We start from the raw sequence: 25,727 nt of genomic DNA, 5'->3' as shown, positions 1-25,727 counted from the left end.
TCCTTTCAAAATGAAGAATAAAAGAAAATACTTCAATAATGGACTACCATTATTAATGCTAGTCGGAATTATCTTGTTGGGCTCTTGCAGCAAAAAAGAGGATGCTTTTGCAAACAGAAAAGTTTCTTTTAATTCAGATTGGAGTTTTCATTTAAATGATAGCATAATAGATAAAGATACCATTGGAACTTCTACCAAATGGCGAACCTTAAACGTTCCTCATGATTGGAGTATCGAAGGTAATTTTGATGAAAAAAGTCCTGCCGGATACGGAGGCGGAGCATTAAACGGAGGTTTAGGCTGGTATAAAAAAACATTCAAAGTTGCTGCTGCAGATAGTAGTAAAGTAACTTCAATTACTTTTGATGGCGTTTACAAAGACAGTGAAGTTTGGGTAAACGGACGTTATTTAGGAAAACGTCCAAACGGATATATTGGTTTTCAATATGAAATCTCGAAATACTTAAATTACGGAGATAAAAACAATGAAATTATTGTAAAGGTTGACAATTCAAAACAACCCAATTCACGCTGGTATTCAGGATCAGGAATTTTTAGAAATGTCTGGATCGAAACCACCGATAAACTACACGTTGCACAATGGGGAACTTATGTGACAACACCCAAAGTTACTGCAGAAAAAGCTTCTGTGAATTTTGAAACTACGATTCAAAACCAAAACACAGCTTCAAAAAAAGCAACAGTAACCACTACTATTTTTAAAGAAGATACAAAAGTAACATCGGTTACTCAAAATATAACGATTGCTGCTAATGGCAATCAAACCATCAAACAAGAAGCTCAGGTCGAAACACCAATTTTATGGTCGGTTGAAAAACCTGAATTGTATACAGCAGTTACCCAAATTTCGGTAGATGATAAAATTGTAGATCAATACAAAACCAGTTTCGGAATCAGGGATTTTAAATTTGATCTTGATAAAGGTTTTATTTTGAATGGAAAACAGGTAAAAATAAAAGGAGTTTGTTTACATCATGATTTAGGTCCGTTGGGTGCTGCGATTAATACGCGCGCTATCGAACGTCAATTGGAAATCATGAAAGAAATGGGCGTAAACGGAATCAGGACTTCTCATAATCCTCCCGCTCCGGAACTTTTAGATCTTTGCGATAAAATGGGTTTCATTGTCATGGATGAAGCTTTCGACATGTGGAAACAAACCAAAACCAAATACGACTACGGAAATGATTGGGATAAATGGCACAAGAAAGATTTAATCGATCAATTGCTGCGCGACCGTAATCATCCAAGTATTTTTGTTTGGAGTATTGGAAACGAAATTCCGGAACAATGGAATGAAAAAGGGGTTGAAATTGCCAAAGAATTAGCCGCAATAACACGCCAATACGATAAAACACGTCCGTTGACTGCAGCGATGAATCCGCCGTTAAATATGAATATCGATGACGTAACCTTACAATTCGAAAAAAATAACGTTCAAATCAATCCGCTTGCAGCATCTGGAGTTTTAGATTTAATTGGTTACAATTATGCGCATCAAACATACGAACATCATCAAAAAAACTTTCCAAATACACCTTTTATAGCAACAGAAACTACTTCGGGTTTACAGACAAGAGGTTATTATGATGCTGTTTCAGATACCATAAAAAAATGGCCGGTTAGTTGGGATAAAAAATTTGAAGGAGGAAATCCGGGAAATACCGTTTCAGCTTACGATCAGGTTCAGACACCTTGGGGTTCTACGCATGAAGCGACCTGGAAAGTGATTAAAAAACACGATTTCCTTTCAGGAATGTATATCTGGACCGGTTTCGATTATATCGGAGAACCAACACCGTATGAATGGCCGTCGATCAGTTCTTATTTCGGAATTGTTGATTTAGCCGGTTTCCCGAAAGATGTGTATTATATGTACCAAAGCGAATGGACAGACAAAACCGTGCTGCATATTTTCCCGCATTGGAACTGGAAAGCAGGACAAACTGTAGACGTTTGGGCATACTATAATAAAGCAGATGAGGTTGAACTTTTCCTTAACGGAAAATCAGTCGGCATCAGAAGTAAAAAAGGAGATGATTTACATGTAATGTGGAGAATTCCTTTTCAACCTGGAACACTAAAAGCCATTTCCCGTAAAGACGGAAAAACAGTTTTGGAAACCGAAATTAAAACAGCTGGAAATCCATCAAACCTAAAACTAACAGCAGACAGAAGTACAATCAAAGCCGATGGAAATGATCTGTCATTTGTAACCGTAGACATTCTCGATGCAAGAGGAACTTTGGCACCAAATGCCAATAACGAAATTAATTTCTCATTAAAAGGAAACGGAAAAATTGTTGGCGTTTGCAGCGGAGATCCGGTAAGTCACGAACCGTACAAAGGAACTAAACATACCGCTTTGGCAGGAAAATGTTTGGTCATTGTTCAGTCGGATACGAAAACAGGAAGACTGGAATTAACCGCTAAAGCAAATGGACTAAAACCGGCCACAATTGTAATTACAACAGAATAACCACTATTAATAAACTAAAAAAGACACAATGAAAAAAATACAGATAGCCTCATTATCTCTATTCATGGGTTTTGGATTATTGCTTGCGCCAAAAGCGTCAGCACAAATTCAGAACGCAGATGTGCTTAACGCTCCGATAGACATCAGCAAAGATTTTCAGAATTACCTGAACACCTTTTATTTTGCCGATGAATTAGCTTCTTTTGATCCTGCAACAGGAAAAGGAACGATTAAATATCTGAGATATAACTATAAAACACGTCAGGCTTTCAACAACATGATGATGAAACCAGATGTTGAAAAAGCAAACGAATTTCCAACAACAGAGTATGAAGAATCTCCTGTTTTGCCATTCGAAATCCAGTTTGTTTCAGACAGAACCATCAGAATCAAAACAACTTCAGGACCACAATTTCATCCTCAAAAAGAGTCTTTGATGCTGATAAATGGAGTTGCGCCCAATCATCCTGAATTATGGAAATATTCTAAAATAGAAGGCGGACACAAATACACCAGCAAACACGGAGTTGTAGAAATCTTGACAAAACCTTGGCACGTAAAAATCTACGATGAAAAAGGTAAATTGCTGACAAGTACGCTTCACGATACCGATTTTAAAAACACCTACACACCAACACTTCCGTTTTCGTATGTGCGCAGAAACAGCGATTACTCCAGAAGTATGGGAGCTGCTTTTAGCTTAGAACCGGACGAAAAAATATTTGGTTGTGGAGAATCTTTCACACAATTTAACAAACGCGGGCAAAAAGTTGTTTTATGGACGGATGACGCCAACGGAATCCAGAATGAAACCATGTACAAACCAATTCCGTTTTACATGAGCAGCCGTGGTTATGGCGTTTTCATGCACCATTCGACACCTATTACAGTTGACTTTGGAAAATATTTTTCAAGTGCTAACGAAATGTATATTGGAGACGATGAAGCCGATTTGTTTTTCTTTATCGGAGAACCCAAAGACGTTCTGGATCAATACACAGATTTAACCGGAAAAGCAGCAATGCCACCACTTTGGTCGTTTGGTTTCTGGATGAGCCGAATCACTTATTTTTCTGAAAAAGAAGGTCGTGACGTTGCAAGAGATTTACGCAAATATAAAATTCCAACAGATGTAATTCATTTTGATACTGGTTGGTTTGATGTAGATTGGAGAAACAATTACGAGTTTGCAAAATCTCGTTTCCCGGATGCTACAAAAATGATGTCGGATTTAAAGAAGGACGGTTTCGAGGTTTGTTTATGGCAATTGCCCTATTTCACACCAAAAAACACCTTATTTCCTGAAATCATGGAAAAAAACTTAGCCGTAAGAGACCGCAAAGGAAATCTTCCGTATGAAGATGCCGTTTTGGATTTCTCTAATCCTGAAACCGTAACCTGGTATCAGGCAAAATTGAAAAAATTATTCGATCAGGGCGTTTCGGTTTTCAAAGTAGATTTTGGAGAAGCAGCACCGCCGGACGGAATTTACCATTCAGGAAGAACAGGTTTTTACGAACACAATTTATACCCGTTACGATACAATAAGGCTGTAGCCGAAATTACCCAAAAAGAAAAAGGATATACTTTAATTTGGGCAAGAAGTACATGGGCAGGATCTCAGCGTTATCCGTTGCATTGGGGAGGAGATTCTGAAACCTCAAACGGAGCAATGTCGGCAGAATTACGCGGCGGACTTTCATTAGGATTAAGCGGATTCAGTTTCTGGAGTCATGACGTAGGAGGATTTGCTACAAAATCTCCGGAGAATTTATACAGAAGATGGGCACCTTTCGGGATGTTTACTTCGCACGTAAGAAGCCACGGCGAACCTCCGCGCGAACCTTGGTTGTACAGCAAAGATTTCCTTGAAGGATTTAGAAAAGCAGATAATATGCGTTACGAATTGATGCCATATATTTATGCTCAGGCAAAAGAAAGTTCTCAAAAAGGATTACCAATGATGCGTGCTTTATTTGTAGAATATCCAAATGATCCGGGAGCGTGGTTAGTAGACAACGAATATTTATTTGGTTCAAGCATGTTGGTTGCACCACTTTTTGAAGAAGTTACAGAAAGAGATGTTTACCTTCCCGAAGGAACCTGGATCGATTATCAAACTAAAAAAGTATACCAATCAGGCTGGCATAAAATCAAAGCCGGAGAAGTGCCAATTGTAGTTTTAGTAAAAGACGGAACAGCTTTGCCCCACATCGCTTTAGCACAATCTACAAAAGACATGGATTGGAGTAAATTAACGCTGAAAGTTTATGCAAGCGATAAAACAACTTCGGCGACAGCCAAAGTATTTTTACCGGACGGAGATGCAGTTCAAGAAATAAAAGTGACCAAAAACGGAAACAATTTCGACGTAACTTCAAACCCATTTCAAGGAAAAACGACTCTAAAAACAGAGTGGGTGAAATAAAAAAGTTGCTAATTAAAAGAATTAAAATTGAGTGATTTTTATCCCGTAGGGATTTCATGTCGGTAACAATATCAACCAATGTAGTCATTTTTCCCGTTAGGGAATACACAAAAGAAGAACATGTAGTCCCTGACGGGACATTGAAACCGGTTTTCTGTTTTTCTACCGACATGAAATCCCTACGGGATAAAGAATTAAAAAATTAAAAATTAAAAATCTGCATGATCTGCTAAATCTGCGAGAAAAAATAAATACACAGAAAAAGAAATCATTTAAAATCCTTTAATCTGTGGCAAAAAAAATAATCCAAATTAAGGATAAAAATAAGTTTTTGTTGAGTTTCTAAATCGGGTGAAAGCACAAGCAACACCCGATTTATTAAAAATGAATTAAGAAAAATATCATGAAAAATTACCTCATTCTTCCCGCTTTAATCCTTTCAGTTTCGATGGGATACAGTCAGAAAAACAAAAATGCTTACGAATTGGCATCGCCAAACGGGCAAAACAAAATTAAATTTGAGTTAGTAAAAAACGCACCAAAATATGCTGTTTCACACGGAAAAACCGAAGTGATTACACCATCAGATTTAGGATTTTTACTAAAAGGAAATGAAGACTTTAGTTCTAATTTCGAAATCAAAAATGTAAAAAACTCAACCTTCGATGAAACCTGGGAACAAGTTTGGGGAGAAAAGAAAAACATAAGAAACCATTACAATCAGTTAGTAGTCGAGTTACAGCAAAAAAGCGGTAACAAACGTAAATTAGAAATTCAGTTTCGTGCTTTCGATGACGGAGTAGCATTTCGATATGTATATCCAAAACAAAATGTAAAAGACAGTATTTTCATTATGGATGAAAAAACGACTTTTAACCTGAAAGAAGATGGAAAAGCATGGTGGATTCCGGCAAACAGAGAAAACAGAGATGAATATTTGTTTGAAGAAGCACCGGTTAGTAAACTCGATACCGTTTTAACCCCGTTAACAATCGAAAGTAAAAGCGGATTAGCATTAAGTTTTCACGAAGCAAACCTTATTGATTATGCAAGTACAACTTTGGTAAACAATGTAGGAACACAACTAAAAACAGATCTTGTGCCTTGGTCAGATGGTGTAAAAGTTCGTGTAAAAGATACTTTCACATCTTCGTGGAGAACCATTCAGATTGGAGAAAAACCAACAGATTTAATTACATCTTATCTGATTTTAAACCTGAACGAACCAAATAAGCTAAAAAATACAGACAGTTATTTTAAACCTTATAAATATCTTGGAATTTGGTGGGGAATGCACATTGGAAAATATACTTTCTGGGAAAGCGACAAACAAGGTGCAACCACAAAACACGCCGAAGAATATATCGATTTTACCGCAAAAGAAGGATTTCATCATTTATTGATCGAAGGATGGAACAAAGGATGGACACCAGGTTGGTATGAAAACCGCATGCACATGTTTAGTTTTACCAAAAATGCAGACAATTTCGACTTAGAAAAAGTAGTAGAATATGCGAAGAAAAAAGATATCGAATTAATTGGATATCACGAAACAGGTTCGAACCTAATCAATTATTTACAACAAGTTGATGAAGGTTTTGCCTTATACAAAAAACTCGGAATTCATACGGTAAAAATTGGACACGTAGGTTCTAAATTAAACATGAAAGAAATGCACTTCGGGCAATTTGGAGTAAACTATTTCAGATATATTTTAGAAAAAGCAGCACAATACGATTTAGCTGTTCTATACCACGAATCAATAAAAGATACCGGAGAACGCAGAACTTTTCCCAACATGGTTTCGCGAGAAGCAGCGCGCGGACAAGAATATAACGCCTGGAGCGAAGGAAATCCGCCAAATCATTTAAGCATTATTCCGTTTACAAGATTACTTTCAGGACCAATGGATTTTACACCTGGAATTTTTGATGTTGAGGTAAAACAAGGATATCCAGGAAAAAGAATTCAGGGAACAGTGGGGCAGCAATTGGCGATTTATGTAACAACCTATTCGCCAATTCAAATGTTGGCCGACCTTCCTGAAAATTACGAAGGAAAACCAGCATTACAATTCTTGAAAGATGTACCAACAGACTGGGAAGACACAAAAGTGCTGAACGGAGAAATTGGTCAATACATTACAACAGTTCGTAAAGACAGAAACAGCGCCGATTGGTTTTTAGGAAGTATCACCAATGAAAATGCAAGAGATCTTGAAATTTCATTATCCTTCTTAGATAAAAATGCGACATACGAAGCACAAATTTATGCTGATGCCGAAGGAACAGATCAAAAACACAATCCGGAAGCAGTAGCAATTTCGAAGAAAACCGTTAAAGCTTCAGACTCACTAAAATTACATTTAGGCGGAGCAGGAGGAACAGCAATTAGATTTAAAAAATTATAGATATAGAATTTCAAACCCGACAGGTTTTTAAAACCTGTCGGGTTTATCAACGTAACGATTAGATTTTGTTATCCTAACAGGTTTCCGAAATTTGTTAGGTATTTACCAAGCACAACAATTAGATTTTAAAAATATAATTTATAAAAATTCAGACCCGATACGTTTCAAAAAAAGGTTTCGGGTTTAATAACCACAATTTTTTTAAATGAAAAACCTCACCCTGTATATTGTTTTTCTTTTGTCGGTCAATTTGGTGTTATCACAACAAAAGCAATATCCTTTTCAGGATCCTAAATTAGATACTGAAAAGCGTATTGATAATTTGTTATCGTTGATGACCCTGGATGAAAAAGTTCAGGCTCTAAGCACGAATCCGTCGATAAAAAGATTGGGCGTTACAGGAACAGGACATGTAGAAGGATTGCACGGTTTGGCACTTGGCGGACCGGGAGAATGGGGAGGAAAAAATAAACCACCCGTTACAACCACCACTTTTCCTCAAGCTTATGGTTTGGGAGAAACATGGGATGTTGAACTGCTTCAAAAAGTAGCACAGGTTGAAGGTTACGAAACACGTTATGCATTCCAGAAATACCATCGCGGCGGATTAGTCGTTCGAGCTCCAAATGCTGATATCGCAAGAGATCCGCGTTGGGGACGTACCGAAGAAAGTTATGGAGAAGATGCTTTTTTTAATGGAAAAATGACTGTTGCGTTTGTAAAAGGATTGCAGGGAAATCATCCTAAATATTGGCAAACGGCTTCGCTAATGAAACACTTTTTGGCCAACAGCAATGAAGATGGCAGAACTTATACATCATCTGATTTTGACGAAAGATTGTGGAGAGAATATTATGCTTTGCCTTTTTATATGGGCGTTGTCGAAGGCGGCTCGCGCGCTTATATGGCAGCCTATAATAAAGTAAACGGAATTCCGGCAATGGTACATCCAATGCTTAAAAATATTACCCAAAAAGAATGGGGACAAAACGGAATTATTTGCACCGATGGAGGCGCATTCAAATTATTGCTTTCAGATCATAAATATTACGACAATCAATATCTTGGTGCTGCAGCTGCGGTAAAAGCAGGAATCAATCAGTTTTTAGATGAATATATAGAAGGCGTTTATGGAGCACTTTCGCATGGATATTTAAAAGAAAAAGATATTGATGCTGTTATTCGCGGTAATTACAGAATCATGATCAAACTTGGGATGTTGGATGTTTCAGAAGATAATCCATATTCTAAAATTGGAACAGGAAAAGATACCATTGATCCGTGGAAAACAGAAGCGCATAAAAAAATCGCTTTAGAAGCCACTCAAAAATCGATTGTTTTACTTAAAAATGACTCGGGATTATTGCCTTTACAAAAAGAGAAACTAAAAACAATTGCCGTAATCGGACCTCGTGCTGATGAAGTATTGCTGGATTGGTACAGCGGAACGCCACCTTATATTATTTCTCCTTTACAGGGAATTAAAAATAAATTGGGGAATAATGTTGAAGTTCGTTACGCTAAAAACAATATTGACGGCAAAGCAGCAGAAATTGCTAAAAAAGCAGATGTTGTAATTGTAATTGTAGGGAATCATCCGGTTTGTAACGCAGGCTGGGCAAATTGTCCCGTTCCGAGTGAAGGAAAAGAAGCTGTCGATCGTCAATCATTGACTTTAGAACAAGAAGATTTAATAAAAGTCGTGTATCAGGCCAATCCTAAAACTGTTGTTGCCCTGATTAGCAGTTTTCCGTATGCCATAAATTGGACACAAGAACATGTTCCGGCAATTGTACACATGACACAAAACAGTCAGGAAACCGGAACGGCTTTGGCCGATGTTTTATTTGGAGATTACAATCCTGCCGGACGTTTGACGCAAACCTGGGTAAAAGACATTACCGATTTACCTGCATTATTAGATTATAATATCCGCAATGGCAGAACGTATATGTATTTTAAAGGCAAACCCTTATATGCTTTTGGTCACGGATTGAGTTATACGACTTTCAAATACAATTTGGTTGAAACCAATTCTGAAACCATTGCGAAAAATGGAGAATTAAAAGTTACTGTTTCTATTACGAATACAGGAAATAAAGATGGAGACGAAGTTGTTCAGTTGTATGTAAAACAATTAAATTCAAAAGTAGAACGTGCCCAAAAAGAACTAAAAGCATTTTAGAGAGTTTTCTTTAAAGCCGGAGAAACCAGAAATGTTTCTTTAATTTTAAAAGCTAAAGATTTAGAATATTGGAATACATCCAAACAACAATTCGAACTAGAAAATAATGCAGTTGAAATTCAAATAGGAAGTGCTTCGGATGCTATTCTTCTCACTAAAAATATAACTGTCAAATAATTATGATGAAAAGAAATTTAATACTACTCTATATCTTATTTTGTCTGACAAATATTCAATTGTTTGGACAAAATAATGCTGAAAACAGAATCATAAAGGTAGATTACAACAAAACTTCGGGCGCTTTAAACACCATGTTCAAAGAATGTATTGGTGCCGGAAGAGCAAATGAAGGCCTGCGTGCCGACTGGCAACAGCAATTGGCCATGACCAAAAAAGAATGTGATTTTAAATACATCAGAATGCATGGTTTATTGTCTGATGATATGGCGGTTTATCGTGAAGATTCAAAAGGAAATCCCGAATACAATTATCAATATATTGATGCTTTGTATGATTTTCTTTTAAGTATTAAAATAAAGCCTTTTGTAGAATTGGGTTTTATGCCTAATGCATTAGCAAGCGGAAGTCAGACTATTTTTTGGTGGAAAGGGAATGTAACTCCTCCAAAAGATTATAAAAAGTGGGAAGATTTAATTCGAAATTTAGCCCAGCATTTCACAGAACGTTACGGAGCCGAAGAAGTAAAAACATGGTATTTTGAAGTTTGGAACGAACCTAATTTAACACCTGGTTTCTGGACAGGAACTCAGGCAGAATATTTCAAATTATATGAATATGCAGCACGCGGAATCAAATCTGTAAATCCTGCATACAAAGTGGGCGGACCAGCAACGGCGGGAGCAGGCTGGGTTCCGGAAACAATAGATTTTTGTGTGAAGAATAATGTGCCGTTAGATTTTATTTCGACGCATACTTACGGAGTAAAACAAGGTTTTCTGGATGAATTTGGGACTACAGGAACTGTTCTTAACAAAGAAGAATCGAGTGTGAGCGGTGACGTAATTAATTCGCGCAAACAAATTTCAAATTCGGCTAAGCCAAATCTTGAATTGCATTATACAGAATGGAGTTCTTCCTACACTCCGGCAGATCCTGTTCATGATAGTTACCATTCAGCAGCTTATATTTTGCAAAAGCTAAAACAAGTTGGCAATGCTGCAAACTCGATGTCGTACTGGGTTTTTACCGATATTTTTGAAGAACCGGGTCCTAGATTCACGCCTTTTCACGGAGGTTTCGGATTATTGAATACGCAGGGAATCAAAAAACCGGCCTATTTCTCTTATGCCTTTCTAAATAAATTAGGCGAGACAGAACTTCAAAATAAAGACAGTTCTTCATGGGTAACTAAAAATAAAAAAGGAGATGTTCAGTTGCTGTTTTGGGATTTTACCAATACGCATCCGGGAGATTCAGTTAATAATCAATCGTATTATATTAAAGATTTACCCTCTCAACCCAAAGGAAGCGTAAAGATTGAAATTGATGGTTTGCAAAAAGGAAACTATACTTTAGAAATTTATAAAGTAGGATATAAAGTCAATGACGCTTACGCCGATTATCTGGCTTTGGGAAAACCAAGTCAGTTAAATCGTGAACAAGTTCAAAAGATCAAAGAAAAAAACAATGGTGCTTTGATCGCAACAGAAAAAGTGACCATCAATGCAAAAGGAACTTACAGTAAAGTATATAAAATGAATGAGAACGATGTCGTCTTGTTCAATTTGGTAAAACAATAATTCATTAAAAACAGCTATCAAGAACTAAAAATAAATTTATTAAGCATGAAAAACAAAATCATATACCTATCAGCAGCATTAGCTTTTGCAGTATTTACCTCTTGCAAAAATGATGCAAAAAGTACAACAAGCTCAGATTCAGGTGAAGCAAAAGAGTATCAGGGAAAAGAAATAGGATCAGAATTTGATGCCGAAATCGACAAGTTAGTCGCTCAAATGACATTGGAAGAAAAAATCGGAATGTTGCACGGTAACAGCATGTTTACTTCCGGTGGTGTAAAACGTTTAGGAATTCCGGAATTAAAAATGGCGGACGGACCGCTAGGAGTTCGTGAAGAAATTTCACGCGATAATTGGGCTCCGGCAGGTTTAACAAATGATTTTGCAACCTATTATCCGGCAGGCGGAGGTTTAGCCGCAACATGGAATGCGGATATGGCATACACTTTCGGAAATAGTTTAGGACAGGAAATGCGTGCACGTGATAAAGATATGTTGCTTTCACCAGCCATAAATATTGTGAGAACACCGCTTGGAGGAAGAACATACGAATACATGTCTGAAGATCCGTTTTTGAACAAAAAAATTGCAGTGCCATTGATTGTTGGTTTACAGGACAATGATGTTATGGCTTGTGTAAAACACTTTGCAGCCAACAATCAGGAAACCAATCGTGATTTTGTCGATGTTCAGATTGACGAACGTACACTTCGTGAAATTTATTTACCAGCTTTCGAAGCTTCTATAAAAGAGGCTCATGCGTATAGCGTTATGGGTGCTTACAATAAATTTAGAGGAGAATATTTATGTGAGAATGATTATATGCTAAATAAAATCCTTCGTGACGAATGGGGATTCAAAGGCGTTGTCGTTTCAGACTGGGCTGCGGTGCATTCGACAGTAAAATCTCTTAAAAATGGATTAGATATTGAAATGGGAACTCCAAAACCATTCAATGAATTTTTCCTTGCCGATAAATTAATAGCTGCCGCTAAAAACAAAGAAATCTCAGAAGCAGAAATTGATGTTCACGTAAAAAGAATCCTTCGCACTTTATTTCAGGTAAAAGCAATGGGCGGAAAAGAACGTGCAAAAGGAAGCATTGCAACCGAAGCACATTATCAGGACGCTTATAAAATTGCTGCGGAAGCCATCGTTTTATTGAAAAACGACAACAACGTATTACCATTAAAATTAGACGGAGTAAAATCGATTGCTGTTATTGGAAACAATGCAACAAAGAAAAATGCTCTTGGCGGATTTGGTGCAGGTGTAAAAACAAAAAGAGAAGTTACACCGCTTGAAGGTTTAAAAAACAGATTGCCATCGTCAATAAAAATCAATTATGCCGAAGGATATTTAGAGCGTTACGACGAAAAAAACAAAGGAAATTTAGGAAACATAACCTCAAATGGTCCGGTAACAATCGATCAGTTAGATCCTGCTAAATTGCAGGAAGCAATAGAAACCGCTAAAAAATCTGATGTTGCCATCATTTTTGCAGGTTCAAACCGTGATTACGAAACAGAAGCTTCTGACCGTAGAAACTTAAAATTACCATTCGGGCAAGAAGAATTAATTCAGAAAGTATTGGCAGTAAATCCAAAAACGATTGTAGTTATGGTTGCCGGTGCGCCTTTTGATATTGATGCAGTAGGCAAAAAAACGTCAGCTTTGGTATGGACATGGTTTAACGGTTCTGAAGGAGGAAATGCTTTGGCAGATGTAATCTTAGGAAAAGTAAATCCGTCAGGAAAATTACCCTGGACAATGCCTAAACAAATCATGGATTCTCCTGCACATGCGACAAACAGTTTTCCTGGAGGAAAAACAGTAAACTATGCCGAAGGAATTTTGGTAGGATACCGTTGGTTTGATACTAAAAATGTTACGCCATTATATCCTTTCGGATACGGATTGTCATACACCACTTTTGCTTTCGATAATGCAAAAACAGACAAAGAATCGTACGCACAAAACGAAACAATCACAGTTTCTGTAGAGGTTAAAAACACAGGAAAAGTAGATGGAAAAGAAGTAGTGCAATTATACACTTCAAAATCAGATTCTAAAATAACACGTGCAGCACAGGAATTAAAAGGTTTCCAGAAAACATTGGTAAAATCAGGAAGTTCTAATACTGTAACCATCAAAGTTCCGGTAAAAGAGTTGGCTTACTATGACGTAGCCAATAAAAAGTGGACAATTGAACCAGGAAAATATACTTTGAAACTTGGAAATTCCTCCAGAGATATTAAAAAAGAAGTTGTTGTAACAATAAAATAAGCTAGAAACACTAATGCTCTTTGATTTTTATTAAAGAGCATTATTTTAACCTGTAGGAGTGTAATTATTTTTAACACATAGAAACATAAAATTTATTGAACTCAAAAAGGCATTTCACTTGCATTAACACATCCCGATAGCTATCGGGACTATGTGTGAGAAACTAGTTTCTTTTTGATTTCTTTTTTTCAGAATCATAGTATCTATGTTTCTATGTGTTTAATTAAATTTTATCTATTACACCAACGGTTATTTTAATAAATAAAAAGGATTTTGCGTGAATAAAACTTAAAACTAACTATTAAACCAACCAAACCAAATGAAAAATACTATTAAGAGTTACCTGTTTAGTGCCATTTTATGTTTGTCGTTCTTAACTATCTGGGCTTGTAGTGCAGACAAAGATGCAGCAGATCCGGCACCTGTAGAAAATACGCTGACTGCAGATACCAATAAAATTGATTTTTTAGGCAAAAGCAACGAATCTATTGTAAAAGTTACTGCCAATGTGCAGGTCTGGACAATTACGAGTACAAATGCAAACTGGATACAATTAAGCCAGACATCAGGAGTAAAAGGAACTGTTATCGTAAAAATAACAGCTTTAGAGAACACTACCAAAGAGGCGAGAACGGCAACCTTAACATTAAGCTCAGCTGAAGCCCCATCAATTCAAATTGCAGTTTCGCAAGCAGCAGGAAATCCTGTTACAGGTTTATATCCAAGTTACAACACAAACCCAATTGCGGCTGATGCTTCAGGAATGTCAAGTACCGCAGTGCAATTAGCAGCAAAAATAAAATTAGGATGGAACATTGGTAACACTTTAGAAGCCACTAACGGAGAAACCGCCTGGGGAAATCCAAAAGTAACCAAAGCGCTAATCGATGCTGTAAAAGCAAGTGGTTTTAATGCAATTAGAATTCCGTGTTCTTGGAATCAGTATTTAGAAAATTCGGCTACAGCCAAAATCAAAGCAGATTGGCTCAACCGCGTAAAAGAAGTCGTGCAATATTGTGTAGACAATAATATGTATGTGGTAGTAAACATTCACTGGGATGGTGGATGGTTAGAAAACAATATCACCGAAGCCAAAAAAGAAGAAAACAATGCCAAACAAAAAGCATTCTGGGAACAAATCGCAACACAATTACGCGGATTCGATGAACATTTACTTTTTGCAAGTGCCAATGAACCAGCGGTTGAAGATGCGGCACAAATGGCAGTTTTAACCTCTTATCACCAAACTTTTATTGATGCTGTTCGTTCAACAGGAGGTAAAAACGCTTACAGAACATTAGTAGTTCAGGGACCAACAACAGATATCGAAAAAACAAATAAGTTAATGACTACCTTACCAACAGATGCAGCAGCAAATCGTATGATGGTCGAAGTACATTATTACACGCCATGGAATTTCGCCGGATTAACCAAAGACGAAACCTGGGGAAAAATGTTCTATTACTGGGGAACAGGTTATCACTCGACAACAGATACAGATCGAAATGCAACTTGGGGAGAAGAAGCTGATTTAGAGAAATACTTTAAACTCATGAAAACCCAGTTTGTCGATAAAGGAATTCCAGTTTTACTAGGAGAATTTGGTGCCATTCGCAGAACCACTTTAACCGGCGATGCATTAACTTTACATCTAAACTCAAGAGCTTATTATTTAAAAACAGTGGTAAAAACAGCTAAAGCAAATGGTCTATTGCCATTCTATTGGGACGAAGGAAGTCTGGGAGACAACAGTTTCGGAATCATTAATAGAGCCAATAATACAGTTTCCGACACTCAGGCACTAAATGCAATGATCGAAGGATTACAATAAAAATAATGAATTCACCACATAAGTGATATAAGAAAACATAAGTACAAGCCACGTGCAAAACTTAAATTATCTTATATCACTTATATGGTTTAAACAAAAAAACAATGAAGAAAAACATCATCTTCCTTTTTATAATGTGCAGCATATTGGTGAATGCCAATGTTAGAATGCCTTTATTATTTTCTGACGGAATGGTACTGCAGCGCAACAAAGAAATTCCGGTTTGGGGTTGGGCAGATGCCAATGAAAAAGTCGAAGTTCATTTTAACAAACAAACCAAAACCATCCAAGCCGATAAAGATGGAAAATGGATGATAAAATTATCTGCCGAAAAAGCAGGCGGACCTTTTGAGTTATCCATTACAGGAAAAAACAAAATCGTCATCAAAAATGTTTTGGTTGGTGAAGTCTGGATTTGCAGTGGACAATCGAACATGGAATTCCAGATGTACAAAACCATGAACGCCGAAAAAGAAATGGCAGATGCTGATTATCCCATGATTCGTCATTTTGGCGTTGCACAGGATTTAAGCGGAACTCCAAAAGAAGATCTTAAAGCCGGAAAATGGTTGGTTGCCAACAAAGAAAACATTCGCGATTTTACAGCAGCAGGTTTCTTTTTTGCCAAAAAATTATACGCAGAACTTAAAATCCCAATCGGAATCATAAATACTTCCTGGGGCGGAACAAACGTAGAAACCTGGACAAGCCGTGAAGCATTCGAAAAAAGCGACGACTTTAAAAGCATGATTGCCGATGTGCCTCAGGTGGATATGGATGCTGTTTTTGAAGTATATAAAAAATCGGTTTTAGATAACATAAAGAAAGTTCAGGGTTTTGATGTTTCGATGGAAAACGAAAGCAAGTTTAAGGAATTCAGTTTTGATGATAAAAACTGGCCAGAAATAAAAGTTCCATCTTTATGGGAAAATCAGCAAATAGGCAATATTGATGGCGTAGTCTGGATGCGAAAAACGATTACTTTAACCGCAGAACAAGCCAAAAGCGAAGCCGTTTTACATCTTTCAAAAGTAGATGATGAAGATGTAACTTACGTAAATGGTGTTCAGGTAGGAACAAACAAAATTTGGGAAGCCTTAAGAATTTATAAAATTCCAGCCGGAACTTTAAAAGAAGGCAAAAATGTAATTTCAGTAAGAATTGCAGATTACTCAGGCGGCGGGGGAATTTACGGCGATCCAGTCGATTTGAAAATTCAGTTTAAAGACACCAATATACCACTCGAAGGACTTTGGAAATTCAATGTCGTACAAGTAAAAATTGCCGTTTCACCAAACAGTTATCCATCATTATTATACAATGCAATGGTAAATCCGTTGGTTCCGTATGCGTTTCAGGGCGTTTTATGGTATCAGGGCGAAGCCAATGTCTGGCGCGCAAAACAATACAAAAAGTCATTTCCGTTAATGATCAACGATTGGCGAACAAAATTCAAACAAGGCGATTTTCCTTTCTACTTTGTTCAATTATCAACCTTCAACGAGTTCAACGGAAATAGCAAAGTCGGCAGCCGTTGGGCAGAACTTCGCGAAGCACAATCAGAAACTTTAAAATTAAAAAATACCGGAATGGTCGTAACCACCGATATCGGTAACGCAAAAGACATTCACCCAACCAACAAACAAGACGTTGGTTTGCGTTTGGCCGCAATTGCGCTACACAATGTCTACGGCAAAAAGCAAGTTTATAGCGGACCAACTTTTAAATCTCAGGAAATAAAAGGAAACCAAATCATTCTGATATTCGATAATATCGGTTCAGGATTAGCGACTCCGGACCATTCAGAAAACGTAAAAGGATTCGAAATTGCCGGTGCCGACAAAGTTTTTCATTCCGCGAAAGCGATAATAAAAGACAACAAAATAATCGTTTCCAGCGACGAAGTAAAAAATCCCGTTGCCGTTCATTACGGTTGGGCAGACGACGATACCGAAATCAATCTTTTCAATAAAGAAAAATTTCCCGCATCGTCTTTCAGAACCGACAATTGGGAAATGATTACGGCAAATGAAATATATAAGGTTAGTAAATAATATTTTTGTGTGACATTTGGGCGTGACCGTATTTACAAAAGGCGCTACTTAACAAACCGCTTATGTGCGCCTTTCGCAAATACGGTCGGGCTATCCACATTACTTCGGTAATTGCTCCTATCCCTCGCGCGCGCATATTGGGTTAGAATAAATACGATTAAAAAAGTTCCAGAGGAACGACATATTTCTAGCAACGGATGTTAATCCGTTGATAAAAAAATCAGGAACGTAAAGAGAGTTCCATAGGAACGGCATATATTTAAACGAAATTCAAAATCAAAAAAGAATACATGAAATCAAACCTCATAAAAATATTCTTCATTGTACTATTAACCCCTTTCTGTACAAATATGACGGCACAATCCAGTCATGTTTTGTGGTACAATCAACCCGCAGAATTCTTTGAAGAAAGCTTAGTTCTAGGAAACGGAAAAATGGGAGCAACGGTTTTTGGCGGAGCAAACTCAGATAAAATTTACCTGAATGACATTACGCTGTGGTCAGGCGAGCCCGTAAATGCCAATATGAATCCCGAAGCCTACAAAAACATTCCGGCCATTCGCGAAGCGCTCAAAAACGAAAACTACAAACTAGCCGAAGAATTAAATAAAAAAATTCAAGGGAAAAATTCTGAATCTTATGCTCCGCTTGGAACATTAGAAATCAATAATTCCGAGAAAGGAAAAGCGGTAAATTATCGCAGGGAATTGGATATTTCGAACGCAATATCAAAAGTAAGTTATGAATTAAACGGTATAAAATTTACACGTGAATATTTTGTTTCAGCACCAGACCAAATCATGGTAATTAAACTGACGAGCAGTATAAAAGGCGGTTTAAATTTTGACATTAATTTAAAAAGTTTACTAAAGTCAAATGTCGAAGTAAGAAATAATATCCTGGTAATGACCGGAGTTGCACCAATTCATGAAAATGCAGGATACCAGGTTGTACCAAAATATCAAAAAATACAAGATAGAGGAACAAGATTTACTACTTTAATTCAAATTAAAAAAACAGACGGAAAAGTGACAAGTTCCAGAGATTTTTTAAGTTTAAAAGATGCCACAGAAGCATATGTTTACGTGTCTGTTGCGACAAGTTTTAATGGTTTCGACAAAAATCCAGCAACCGAAGGATTAGACGATGTATCAATTGCTTTGCAAAACCTAAATAAGTCATTTGCAAAATCATTCGATCAATTAAAAGAGAACCATACAAAAGATTATCAAAAATTCTACAATCGCGTAACTTTAGATTTAGGCAAAACAACCGCTCCGGATTTACCAACAGACGAACGCTTATTGCGTTACGCTGACGGAAAAGAAGATAAAAACCTCGAAATCTTATATTTCAATTTCGGACGTTATTTACTCATAAGTAGTTCCAGAACTTTAGGCGTTCCGGCCAATTTACAAGGCATTTGGAATCCGCATTTAAATCCGCCATGGAGTAGTAATTACACCATGAATATCAATCTGGAAGAAAATTATTGGCTGGCAGAAAACACCAATCTTTCAGAAATGCATTTGCCGCTTTTAAGCTTTATAAAAAATCTTTCGGTAACCGGAAAAGTAACCGCAAAGACTTTTTACGGAGTCGATAAAGGCTGGGCTGCGGCACATAATTCTGATATTTGGGCAATGACAAATCCCGTTGGGCAATTTGGCAAAGAAGATCCAATGTGGGCCTGTTGGCCACTCGCCGGTGCATGGTTAAGCACGCATATTTGGGAGCATTATATTTTTACACAGGATAAAGCCTATTTAAAAAATGAAGGTTATCCGATAATGAAAGGTTCTGCTGAATTTCTTTTAGGATGGATGGTAACCGATAAAAACGGAAATCTAATCACATCGCCATCCACATCGCCCGAAAATCAATACCTGACACCTGATGGTTTTGTTGGTGCAACCATGTACGGAGGAACGGCTGATTTGGCCATGATAAGAGAATGTTTCGATAAAACGATAAAAGCTTCGAAAGCCTTAAATACCGATGCCGATTTTAGAGCAAAACTAGAAACAGCACTTTCAAAATTATATCCGTATCAAATTGGCAAAAAAGGAAATCTGCAGGAATGGTATTTCGATTGGGAAGATAAAGATCCTAAACACCGTCATCAATCGCAATTGTTCGGACTTTTCCCCGGAGATCATATCACTCCAGAGAAAACACCAGATTTAGCTGCAGCTTCAAAAAAGACTCTGGAAATAAAAGGTGACGAAACCACAGGTTGGTCAAAAGGCTGGAGAATCAATCTTTGGGCAAGACTTTGGGACGGAAATCGTGCCTACAAAATGTTCCGCGAATTATTGCGTTACGTAGATCCTGACGGAAAGAAAACCGAAAAACCAAGAAGAGGAGGAGGAACATACCCGAATTTATTCGACGCGCATCCGCCATTTCAAATTGACGGAAACTTTGGAGGAGCCGCAGCCGTTGCCGAAATGCTGGTTCAATCAAACGAAAACGAAATCAGATTATTACCTGCTTTACCTGACGCCTGGGAAACAGGATCAGTAAAAGGAATCTGCGCCCGTGGCGGATTTGAAATCGAAATGAATTGGGAAAATAAGATCCTGAAAAAAGTGACGGTTTCCTCTAAATTGGGAGGGAAAACAACTTTAATTTCTGGCGATAAAAAACAAAATATCACCTTGAAAAAAGGAGAAAAACTAGAAGTAAAGTGGTAAAATAGTTCTAAACGCAATCTTTGTCAAACGCGACAGGTTTTAAAAACCTGTCGGGTTTCGCTGTAAAGGCGTTTATTCTTTTTTATAGATCTTCGGGATTGAAATTGTTGGATTTACTATTTTTAAGCTTCATAGGAGCGCCATGTTTATAGCAAATAATTTGTACGTCTGGTAAATCAAGCTCCATCGGAGCGACATATTATATTTCACCCCGATGGGGTTCTATGCTGATACCGTTAAAAATTTCTATAAAAATTTCATCCCTCTGGGATTTAAATTTCTTTTGAAAACAAAAATAATAAACCCGACAGGTTTTTAAAACCTGTCGGGTTTCGCTATAAAGGCGTTTATTGTTTTTTACAAATCTTCGGGATCAGAATTGTTAGATTTACTATTTTAAGCTCCATAGGAGCGCCACGTTTATAGTAAATAATTTGTACGTCTGGTAAATCAAGCTCCATCGCAGCGACATATTATATTTCACCCAGATGAGGTTCTATGCTTATAACGTTAAAAATTTCTATAAAAATTTCGTCCCTTTGGGACTTAAATTTCTTTTGAAAACTAATGTCATCCTGAGCGAAGTCGAAGGCTTACTTTATATAAAGGGCTTCGACTTCGCTCAGCCTGACAATTCAATTATTCCTTTTCGGTAGTAGTTTCATTTGATTTCTCTTCAGAACTTTTAGCATGTTCTTCTTTAAAAGTATCATACCATTTCTCAATTGAAGGATAAACAAAGGCCGCTACTTTTTTTATTGGATTATAAAAATAATATTTATCGAGCGTTTCTTTTTTAGCAAACGTTTCATTGAAGTTCATTTTCTCAAAAAGGGCGATAAAAATACTCATAATCAGAATCGTTTTTAAGATTCTAAAGAAACCTCCACCCAATTTATTCGCCCATCCCAGAAAAGCAAAATCAGCAATTCCGGTAAGGATTTTGGCTAAGAAATAAACGCCTATTACGACCAGAATAAAAGTCAGGATAAAAGCCGTAACCTGTATTGTGTTCGGATTCCAGGAAACATGTTTCATGATGAGTTCCTTCATAAACGAAGAGAACTTAATCGCAATATAAATTCCCAACAATAACGAAATAAAAGAAGCGATTTCTACAAAAAGGCCGTTTTGGATTCCTTTATATAAACTAAAAGCCAAAAGAGCAGCAACAATAATATCAAAAAAACTCATGGTTCTGTTTTCATTTAATTAAGGCGCAAATATAAAAGAATTATCTGCTTTCGGCGGGCAAAGTTTTTGAGTAAGTTTTGATAGCCCGCAGATTAAACGGATTTAGCAGATTAACGCTGATTAATATTATTTCAATTGGCTGAGGTTTTGCTTATACATGGCGAAAGGATTTACAGTACAAAAAAGTAACCTGTGTTAATCCGTTCAACCCGTTAAATCCGTGGCCCATTTATTTATAATGTATGAGAAATCTTTAATTTTAGGTCTTTGGATTTGAACTTCCTATCTTTGCGATAATAATTTTAGAGCTATGATAGTAGAAATTAAGTTTAAATAATCTTTAAATCGTTCTTCAGTCTAAAATCTAAAATCTAAAATCCACAAATAAAATGTCCAGAGATACACAACTAAAAGAGCGATGGGAAAAGCTCGTCGATATACTATCTAATCAGTTTTCGCAAGGAGAAGACTTAGATTTAGATGCCATAATTTACCTTATTGGAGTTCAGGAACTCGGAAAAGTACACCGCGAATTCAAAAAAGACGAAAAATTAAACCTGATGCACATCGCCATTTGTCGATTATTAGAGCCTTACGGGTTTTATGAATTCGATTTTTTTGATGCCGAAGGATGGCCACACTACAAAGTAAAAGAAGAATTACCACCACTAAAAGCAGGAGAACAATCGGTTTTGATGAAAGAAGCCATTGTGAATTATTTTTTAGAAAGAGAACTTATTGAATAGTTTTTTAGTTTTCAGTTTACAGTGCCAAACTGCGACTGCGACTGAAAACTGCGACTGAAAACCAGAAAGAAATGTGTAGATATGCAATGGTTTCTTATAAACCACATTATGCTTGTTTTAATTGTCGAAAGACATTTAAAAGAAGATTGATGAATGACATACAAAGAGGTGAAAAATCAGTTCAGGAAGCTAAATGTCCGGAATGCGGGGACTTAATGGCGAGTATGGGACTTGATTTTGAATCGCCCAAAAAAGACGATCTCAAAAAATGGGAACATATGAAAAGTCTCTATTCTGTTGGAATCGCTTTTCATTCTTGTGGCTGCAGCGGGCCGGGTTATATTCCTAATTCTAAAGAAAAACTAATCGAGTATTTTGAAGATTTAAAAGAAAAATACTTTAAAAATATAGAGTTTTGGCGTTCCAGAATAGAACCGACGAATAATATCGAACGAGATAAAGAATGGAATAAAAGCTGGGCTGAACTAGGTAAAGTAGCATCAAAACATAAAAAAGAAATTATTAAAAACGACGAAGGAATAACTTTTTGGCTGGAAAAAGTCAAACAAATAGAACAGAAAATTAGTTTGATAAGATAGATTCATGAATTTGAAAGGAAACTTTAAATTTTAGACCTCATACTTAGAACAAAATCCTTAAATTTGCACCTTCAAAGTAAGATCGATGATAGACAAGATAAAACAACATATAGAGGAAGCTAAAGCCTTTAATGATAAAAATAAAGAATCCTTAGAGCAATTCCGTATTAAATATTTGGGGAGTAAAGGATTGTTGAAAGAACTTTTTTCAGAGTTCAAAAATATTCCAAACGATCAGAAAAAAGATTTCGGACAAGTTATAAATACTTTAAAAGCTGTTGCCGAAGAGAAAGTTCGTGTTATACAGGAAGAACTTGAAAGCAAACAGGAAGTCAAAGGAATGTTTGGTGATTTAACGCGTGCAGCAGAACCGGTAATTATTGGTTCGCGTCACCCTATTTCGATCGTTAAAAACCAAATTATAGATATTTTTGCCAACATTGGTTTCAACGTTTCCGAAGGTCCGGAAATCGAAGACGACTGGCATAATTTTACTGCATTGAACTTACCGGAATACCATCCGGCGCGTGATATGCAGGATACATTTTTCATCCAGACCAATCCTGATGTGTTGTTGCGTACGCATACATCATCTGTTCAGGTGCGTTATATGGAAAATCACAAACCGCCAATTCGTACTATTTCTCCGGGACGTGTATTTCGTAACGAAGCAATTTCGTCACGTTCTCACTGTATTTTCCACCAGGTCGAAGGTTTATACATTGACAAAGATGTATCGTTTGCCGATTTGAAACAAACACTGCTTTATTTCACTAAAGAAATGTTCGGAAAATCGAAGATTCGTTTACGTCCGTCATACTTTCCATTTACAGAACCAAGTGCCGAAATTGACATTTATTGGGGTCTGAAAACCGAAACCGATTACCGTATCACAAAAGGAACCGGTTGGTTAGAAATTGGAGGTTGCGGAATGGTAGATCCTAACGTTCTTAAAAATTGCGATATCAATCCGGACGAATACAACGGTTTTGCTTTCGGAATGGGAGTAGAGCGTATTGCAATGTTATTGTACCAAATTGGCGATATCCGTATGTTTTACGAAAACGACGTTCGTTTCTTAGAGCAATTCAAAGCAAATATATAATATCATCATAATTGTAGTCGGAATTAGGAGCTATTTCCAGCTGTCCGCTATATCTTTTCCTGGCTAAAGAAGCCAGAAAAAGGATGCCGCTTCCATCTGGGCTAGGGCTTTACGACTTAAATTACCTTTATAATAAAACAAACCTTTGTTGAAGTTTAGACTTTGACAAAGGTTTTAAAATTTAATAAAAATGAAAGCAGATATAACAATCCCGGAAGTAGAAAACGTATTTATTGCCGCTGTTCAGGAATGGAGCGACGATTTTATGGAGAAAGTGTGGTACGCTTATCTAGTAAACGACAGCGACTTTAATCTTGACAGCGTGATGGTCGTTTCTAAAGCATTTGGAACGATAGATGGCGAAATGAAAAAGACTTCGGTTTTACGTCACGCCTTTGTTGAAGTTCCCGCAGTTTCGGTAGTAAAAATCGAAATGGTCGAAAAGAGTCTTTTGGTTCTAAACAACGAATTCATGGTTACTTTCTTTATCGACAATAAACTGTACGACAAGAAATTCATTTTCAAATCAAATCTAATCAACGAGAACGATACAGAAGAAGTGCCGATTCTTTTTGTTGAAGGGGTGATGGTGAAGTAGGCTAGTTTTCAGTCTCAGTCTCAGTCTCAGTCTCAGTCTCAGTCTCAGTCTCAGTCTCAATTTTTATCAAGCTTATAAAGTTAGAATAATTTATAAATAAAAAGAGTCCGGAAAATTATTTTCCGGACTCTTTTTATTATTTTTCAAGTACTCACATTGAAACTGAAAACTGCGACTGCGACTGAAAACTAACCACTATTGCGGTAACTCAGGTGGTCTCATTTTATAAGCTCCGGTTGATAAACTATTTATAAAAGCTTCCAGAGCATTAACCTCTGATTGTTTCAATTGTAACTTTTCAATCAATCTTGATGTTGTCGGGAATAATGTGTCGTTCGCTTGGCTTTCCTTTCTTTTGGGCTGAGGCATTCCAGCATTGTACATGTTCAAAACACCACGTAAATTTGGGAATAAACCATTGTGCATATATGGTGCGTTTTGAGATACTCCGCGTAAAGATTGGGTTTTAAATTCCCCTACATTTTCTGCTTTTCCGGTTACGTTATATCTTCCTAAATCCTCATATTCTCTTCCGTAATAGGTCAAACCTATGTTGTGGAATTTATTGTCTGAGAAAGTAGCTGTATTATGGCAATTGATACAACGTGCTTTGGTTCTAAACAAATGCAAACCTTCAACTTCTTTATTACTTAATTGGGTAGAATCTCCTGCGACAAACTTATCAAATCTGCTTTTCGGGCTTATCAAAGTTCTTTCGAAAGTGGCGATTGCTTTTAGAATCTCCGTCTGAGTTAGTTTTTCTTTTCCAAACGCCTTTTGAAAATAAGGTTTGTATCCTTTTATTTTATTCAGTCTTTTTGTAGCCAGATCGATATGGAAGTTCATCTCTTTGGTATCTTTTATAGGAAAGCTTGCCTGATCTTCAAGCGTTGCCGCTCTTCCGTCCCAGAAGAAAACTTTCGCATAAGCGATATTCATCAAACTCGGAGAATTTCTAATCCCCTGTAACCTTCCTTCTCCATACGAAACCCTTCTGGCATCGCCCCAATTCAGTTCGGGATCATGGCAATTGGCACAGGAAATTTGCCCCGATTTGGATAATCTCGGATCAAAAAAAAGGACTTTTCCTAAAGCTGCTTTTTCTTCGGTGTATTTATTGTCTTCAGGAAATTCAGGTTGGCCCAGAGTTCCTATATCTTCAAAACCCTGCGCGTAAACAAGTGAATCAACTTCTGGTTTTGGCCATTTTTGATAATCGCCGCTGCTGTATAATCTTTTTAATTCGGAAATAGAAAGCGTTGGGTTGATCTTAGCATAAGAAACGATAATAAGTGATAATACCATTACCCCAATGGCAATAAACTTTGTTTTCAT

The 25,727-nt window shown here is 36.9% G+C and carries 15 protein-coding genes and 1 pseudogene; 14 read left to right on the top strand and 2 right to left on the bottom strand.

The genetic code is table 11. The features are described from left to right. The first annotated feature begins 10 nt into the window (after positions 1-10). The 10 genes and pseudogenes from LNP81_RS04280 to LNP81_RS04235 all read left to right on the top strand — a co-directional run bounded on the left by LNP81_RS04280 (position 11) and on the right by LNP81_RS04235 (position 20,150). Complete coding sequence (locus tag LNP81_RS04280) at positions 11-2,500, top strand: glycoside hydrolase family 2 TIM barrel-domain containing protein (RefSeq protein ID WP_230033692.1); 2,490 nt, start codon at positions 11-13, stop codon at positions 2,498-2,500. A 28-nt stretch (positions 2,501-2,528) separates the two neighbouring features. Next, positions 2,529-4,928, top strand: coding sequence for a glycoside hydrolase family 31 protein (locus LNP81_RS04275; RefSeq protein WP_230033690.1), 2,400 nt, complete (start codon positions 2,529-2,531; stop codon positions 4,926-4,928). 403 nt (positions 4,929-5,331) lie between these two features. Next, complete coding sequence (locus tag LNP81_RS04270) at positions 5,332-7,338, top strand: glycoside hydrolase family 97 protein (protein WP_230033688.1); 2,007 nt, start codon at positions 5,332-5,334, stop codon at positions 7,336-7,338. A 205-nt stretch (positions 7,339-7,543) separates the two neighbouring features. Next, a complete protein-coding gene (locus LNP81_RS04265) occupies positions 7,544-9,523 on the top strand; it encodes a glycoside hydrolase family 3 C-terminal domain-containing protein (RefSeq protein ID WP_230033687.1) in 1,980 nt (659 codons plus the stop codon). Between the two features lie 12 nt (positions 9,524-9,535). Further along, a pseudogene (locus LNP81_RS04260) lies at positions 9,536-9,700 on the top strand (fibronectin type III-like domain-contianing protein); the annotation flags it as partial. A gap of 2 nt (positions 9,701-9,702) precedes the next feature. Next, positions 9,703-11,283, top strand: coding sequence for a GH39 family glycosyl hydrolase (locus LNP81_RS04255; protein WP_230033686.1), 1,581 nt, complete (start codon positions 9,703-9,705; stop codon positions 11,281-11,283). A gap of 45 nt (positions 11,284-11,328) precedes the next feature. Next, positions 11,329-13,569, top strand: coding sequence for a glycoside hydrolase family 3 C-terminal domain-containing protein (locus tag LNP81_RS04250; protein WP_230033685.1), 2,241 nt, complete (start codon positions 11,329-11,331; stop codon positions 13,567-13,569). A gap of 319 nt (positions 13,570-13,888) precedes the next feature. Continuing rightward, on the top strand, positions 13,889-15,400 hold the full coding sequence (locus LNP81_RS04245; RefSeq protein ID WP_230033684.1) for a cellulase family glycosylhydrolase: 1,512 nt from the start codon (positions 13,889-13,891) through the stop codon (positions 15,398-15,400). 104 nt (positions 15,401-15,504) lie between these two features. Further along, positions 15,505-17,454: a sialate O-acetylesterase gene (locus tag LNP81_RS04240; protein ID WP_230033683.1), complete on the top strand. Its 1,950-nt coding sequence runs from the start codon at positions 15,505-15,507 to the stop codon at positions 17,452-17,454. Positions 17,455-17,744: 290 nt separating this feature from the next. Then, entirely contained in the window at positions 17,745-20,150 is a 2,406-nt protein-coding gene (locus LNP81_RS04235; RefSeq protein WP_230033682.1) for a glycoside hydrolase family 95 protein, read from the top strand. A 639-nt stretch (positions 20,151-20,789) separates the two neighbouring features. Here LNP81_RS04235 and LNP81_RS04230 read toward each other — a convergent pair. Further along, entirely contained in the window at positions 20,790-21,344 is a 555-nt protein-coding gene (locus LNP81_RS04230) for a CvpA family protein (RefSeq protein ID WP_230033681.1), read from the bottom strand. 389 nt (positions 21,345-21,733) lie between these two features. On the opposite strand from LNP81_RS04230, the gene LNP81_RS04225 reads away from it, so the two are divergent. The 4 genes from LNP81_RS04225 to LNP81_RS04210 all read left to right on the top strand — a co-directional run bounded on the left by LNP81_RS04225 (position 21,734) and on the right by LNP81_RS04210 (position 24,392). After that, complete coding sequence (locus tag LNP81_RS04225; protein ID WP_029270935.1) at positions 21,734-22,090, top strand: hypothetical protein; 357 nt, start codon at positions 21,734-21,736, stop codon at positions 22,088-22,090. Positions 22,091-22,239: 149 nt separating this feature from the next. Further along, entirely contained in the window at positions 22,240-22,689 is a 450-nt protein-coding gene (locus LNP81_RS04220) for a hypothetical protein (RefSeq protein ID WP_230033680.1), read from the top strand. 85 nt (positions 22,690-22,774) lie between these two features. Then, positions 22,775-23,794, top strand: a complete 1,020-nt coding sequence (pheS, locus tag LNP81_RS04215; RefSeq protein WP_230033678.1) for a phenylalanine--tRNA ligase subunit alpha — start codon at positions 22,775-22,777, stop codon at positions 23,792-23,794. Positions 23,795-23,984: 190 nt separating this feature from the next. Beyond that, positions 23,985-24,392, top strand: coding sequence for a hypothetical protein (locus LNP81_RS04210; protein ID WP_065448758.1), 408 nt, complete (start codon positions 23,985-23,987; stop codon positions 24,390-24,392). Positions 24,393-24,587: 195 nt separating this feature from the next. On the opposite strand, the gene LNP81_RS04205 is transcribed toward LNP81_RS04210, so the two are convergent. Beyond that, on the bottom strand, positions 24,588-25,727 hold the full coding sequence (locus tag LNP81_RS04205; protein WP_230033676.1) for a cytochrome-c peroxidase: 1,140 nt from the start codon (positions 25,725-25,727) through the stop codon (positions 24,588-24,590).

It is taken from the genome of Flavobacterium piscisymbiosum (genome assembly GCF_020905295.1).
Classification (GTDB): Bacteria; Bacteroidota; Bacteroidia; order Flavobacteriales; family Flavobacteriaceae; genus Flavobacterium; species Flavobacterium piscisymbiosum.
The sequence above is the reverse complement of the archived record's forward strand: the minus strand, read 5'-3'. Positions and strand labels throughout refer to the sequence as shown.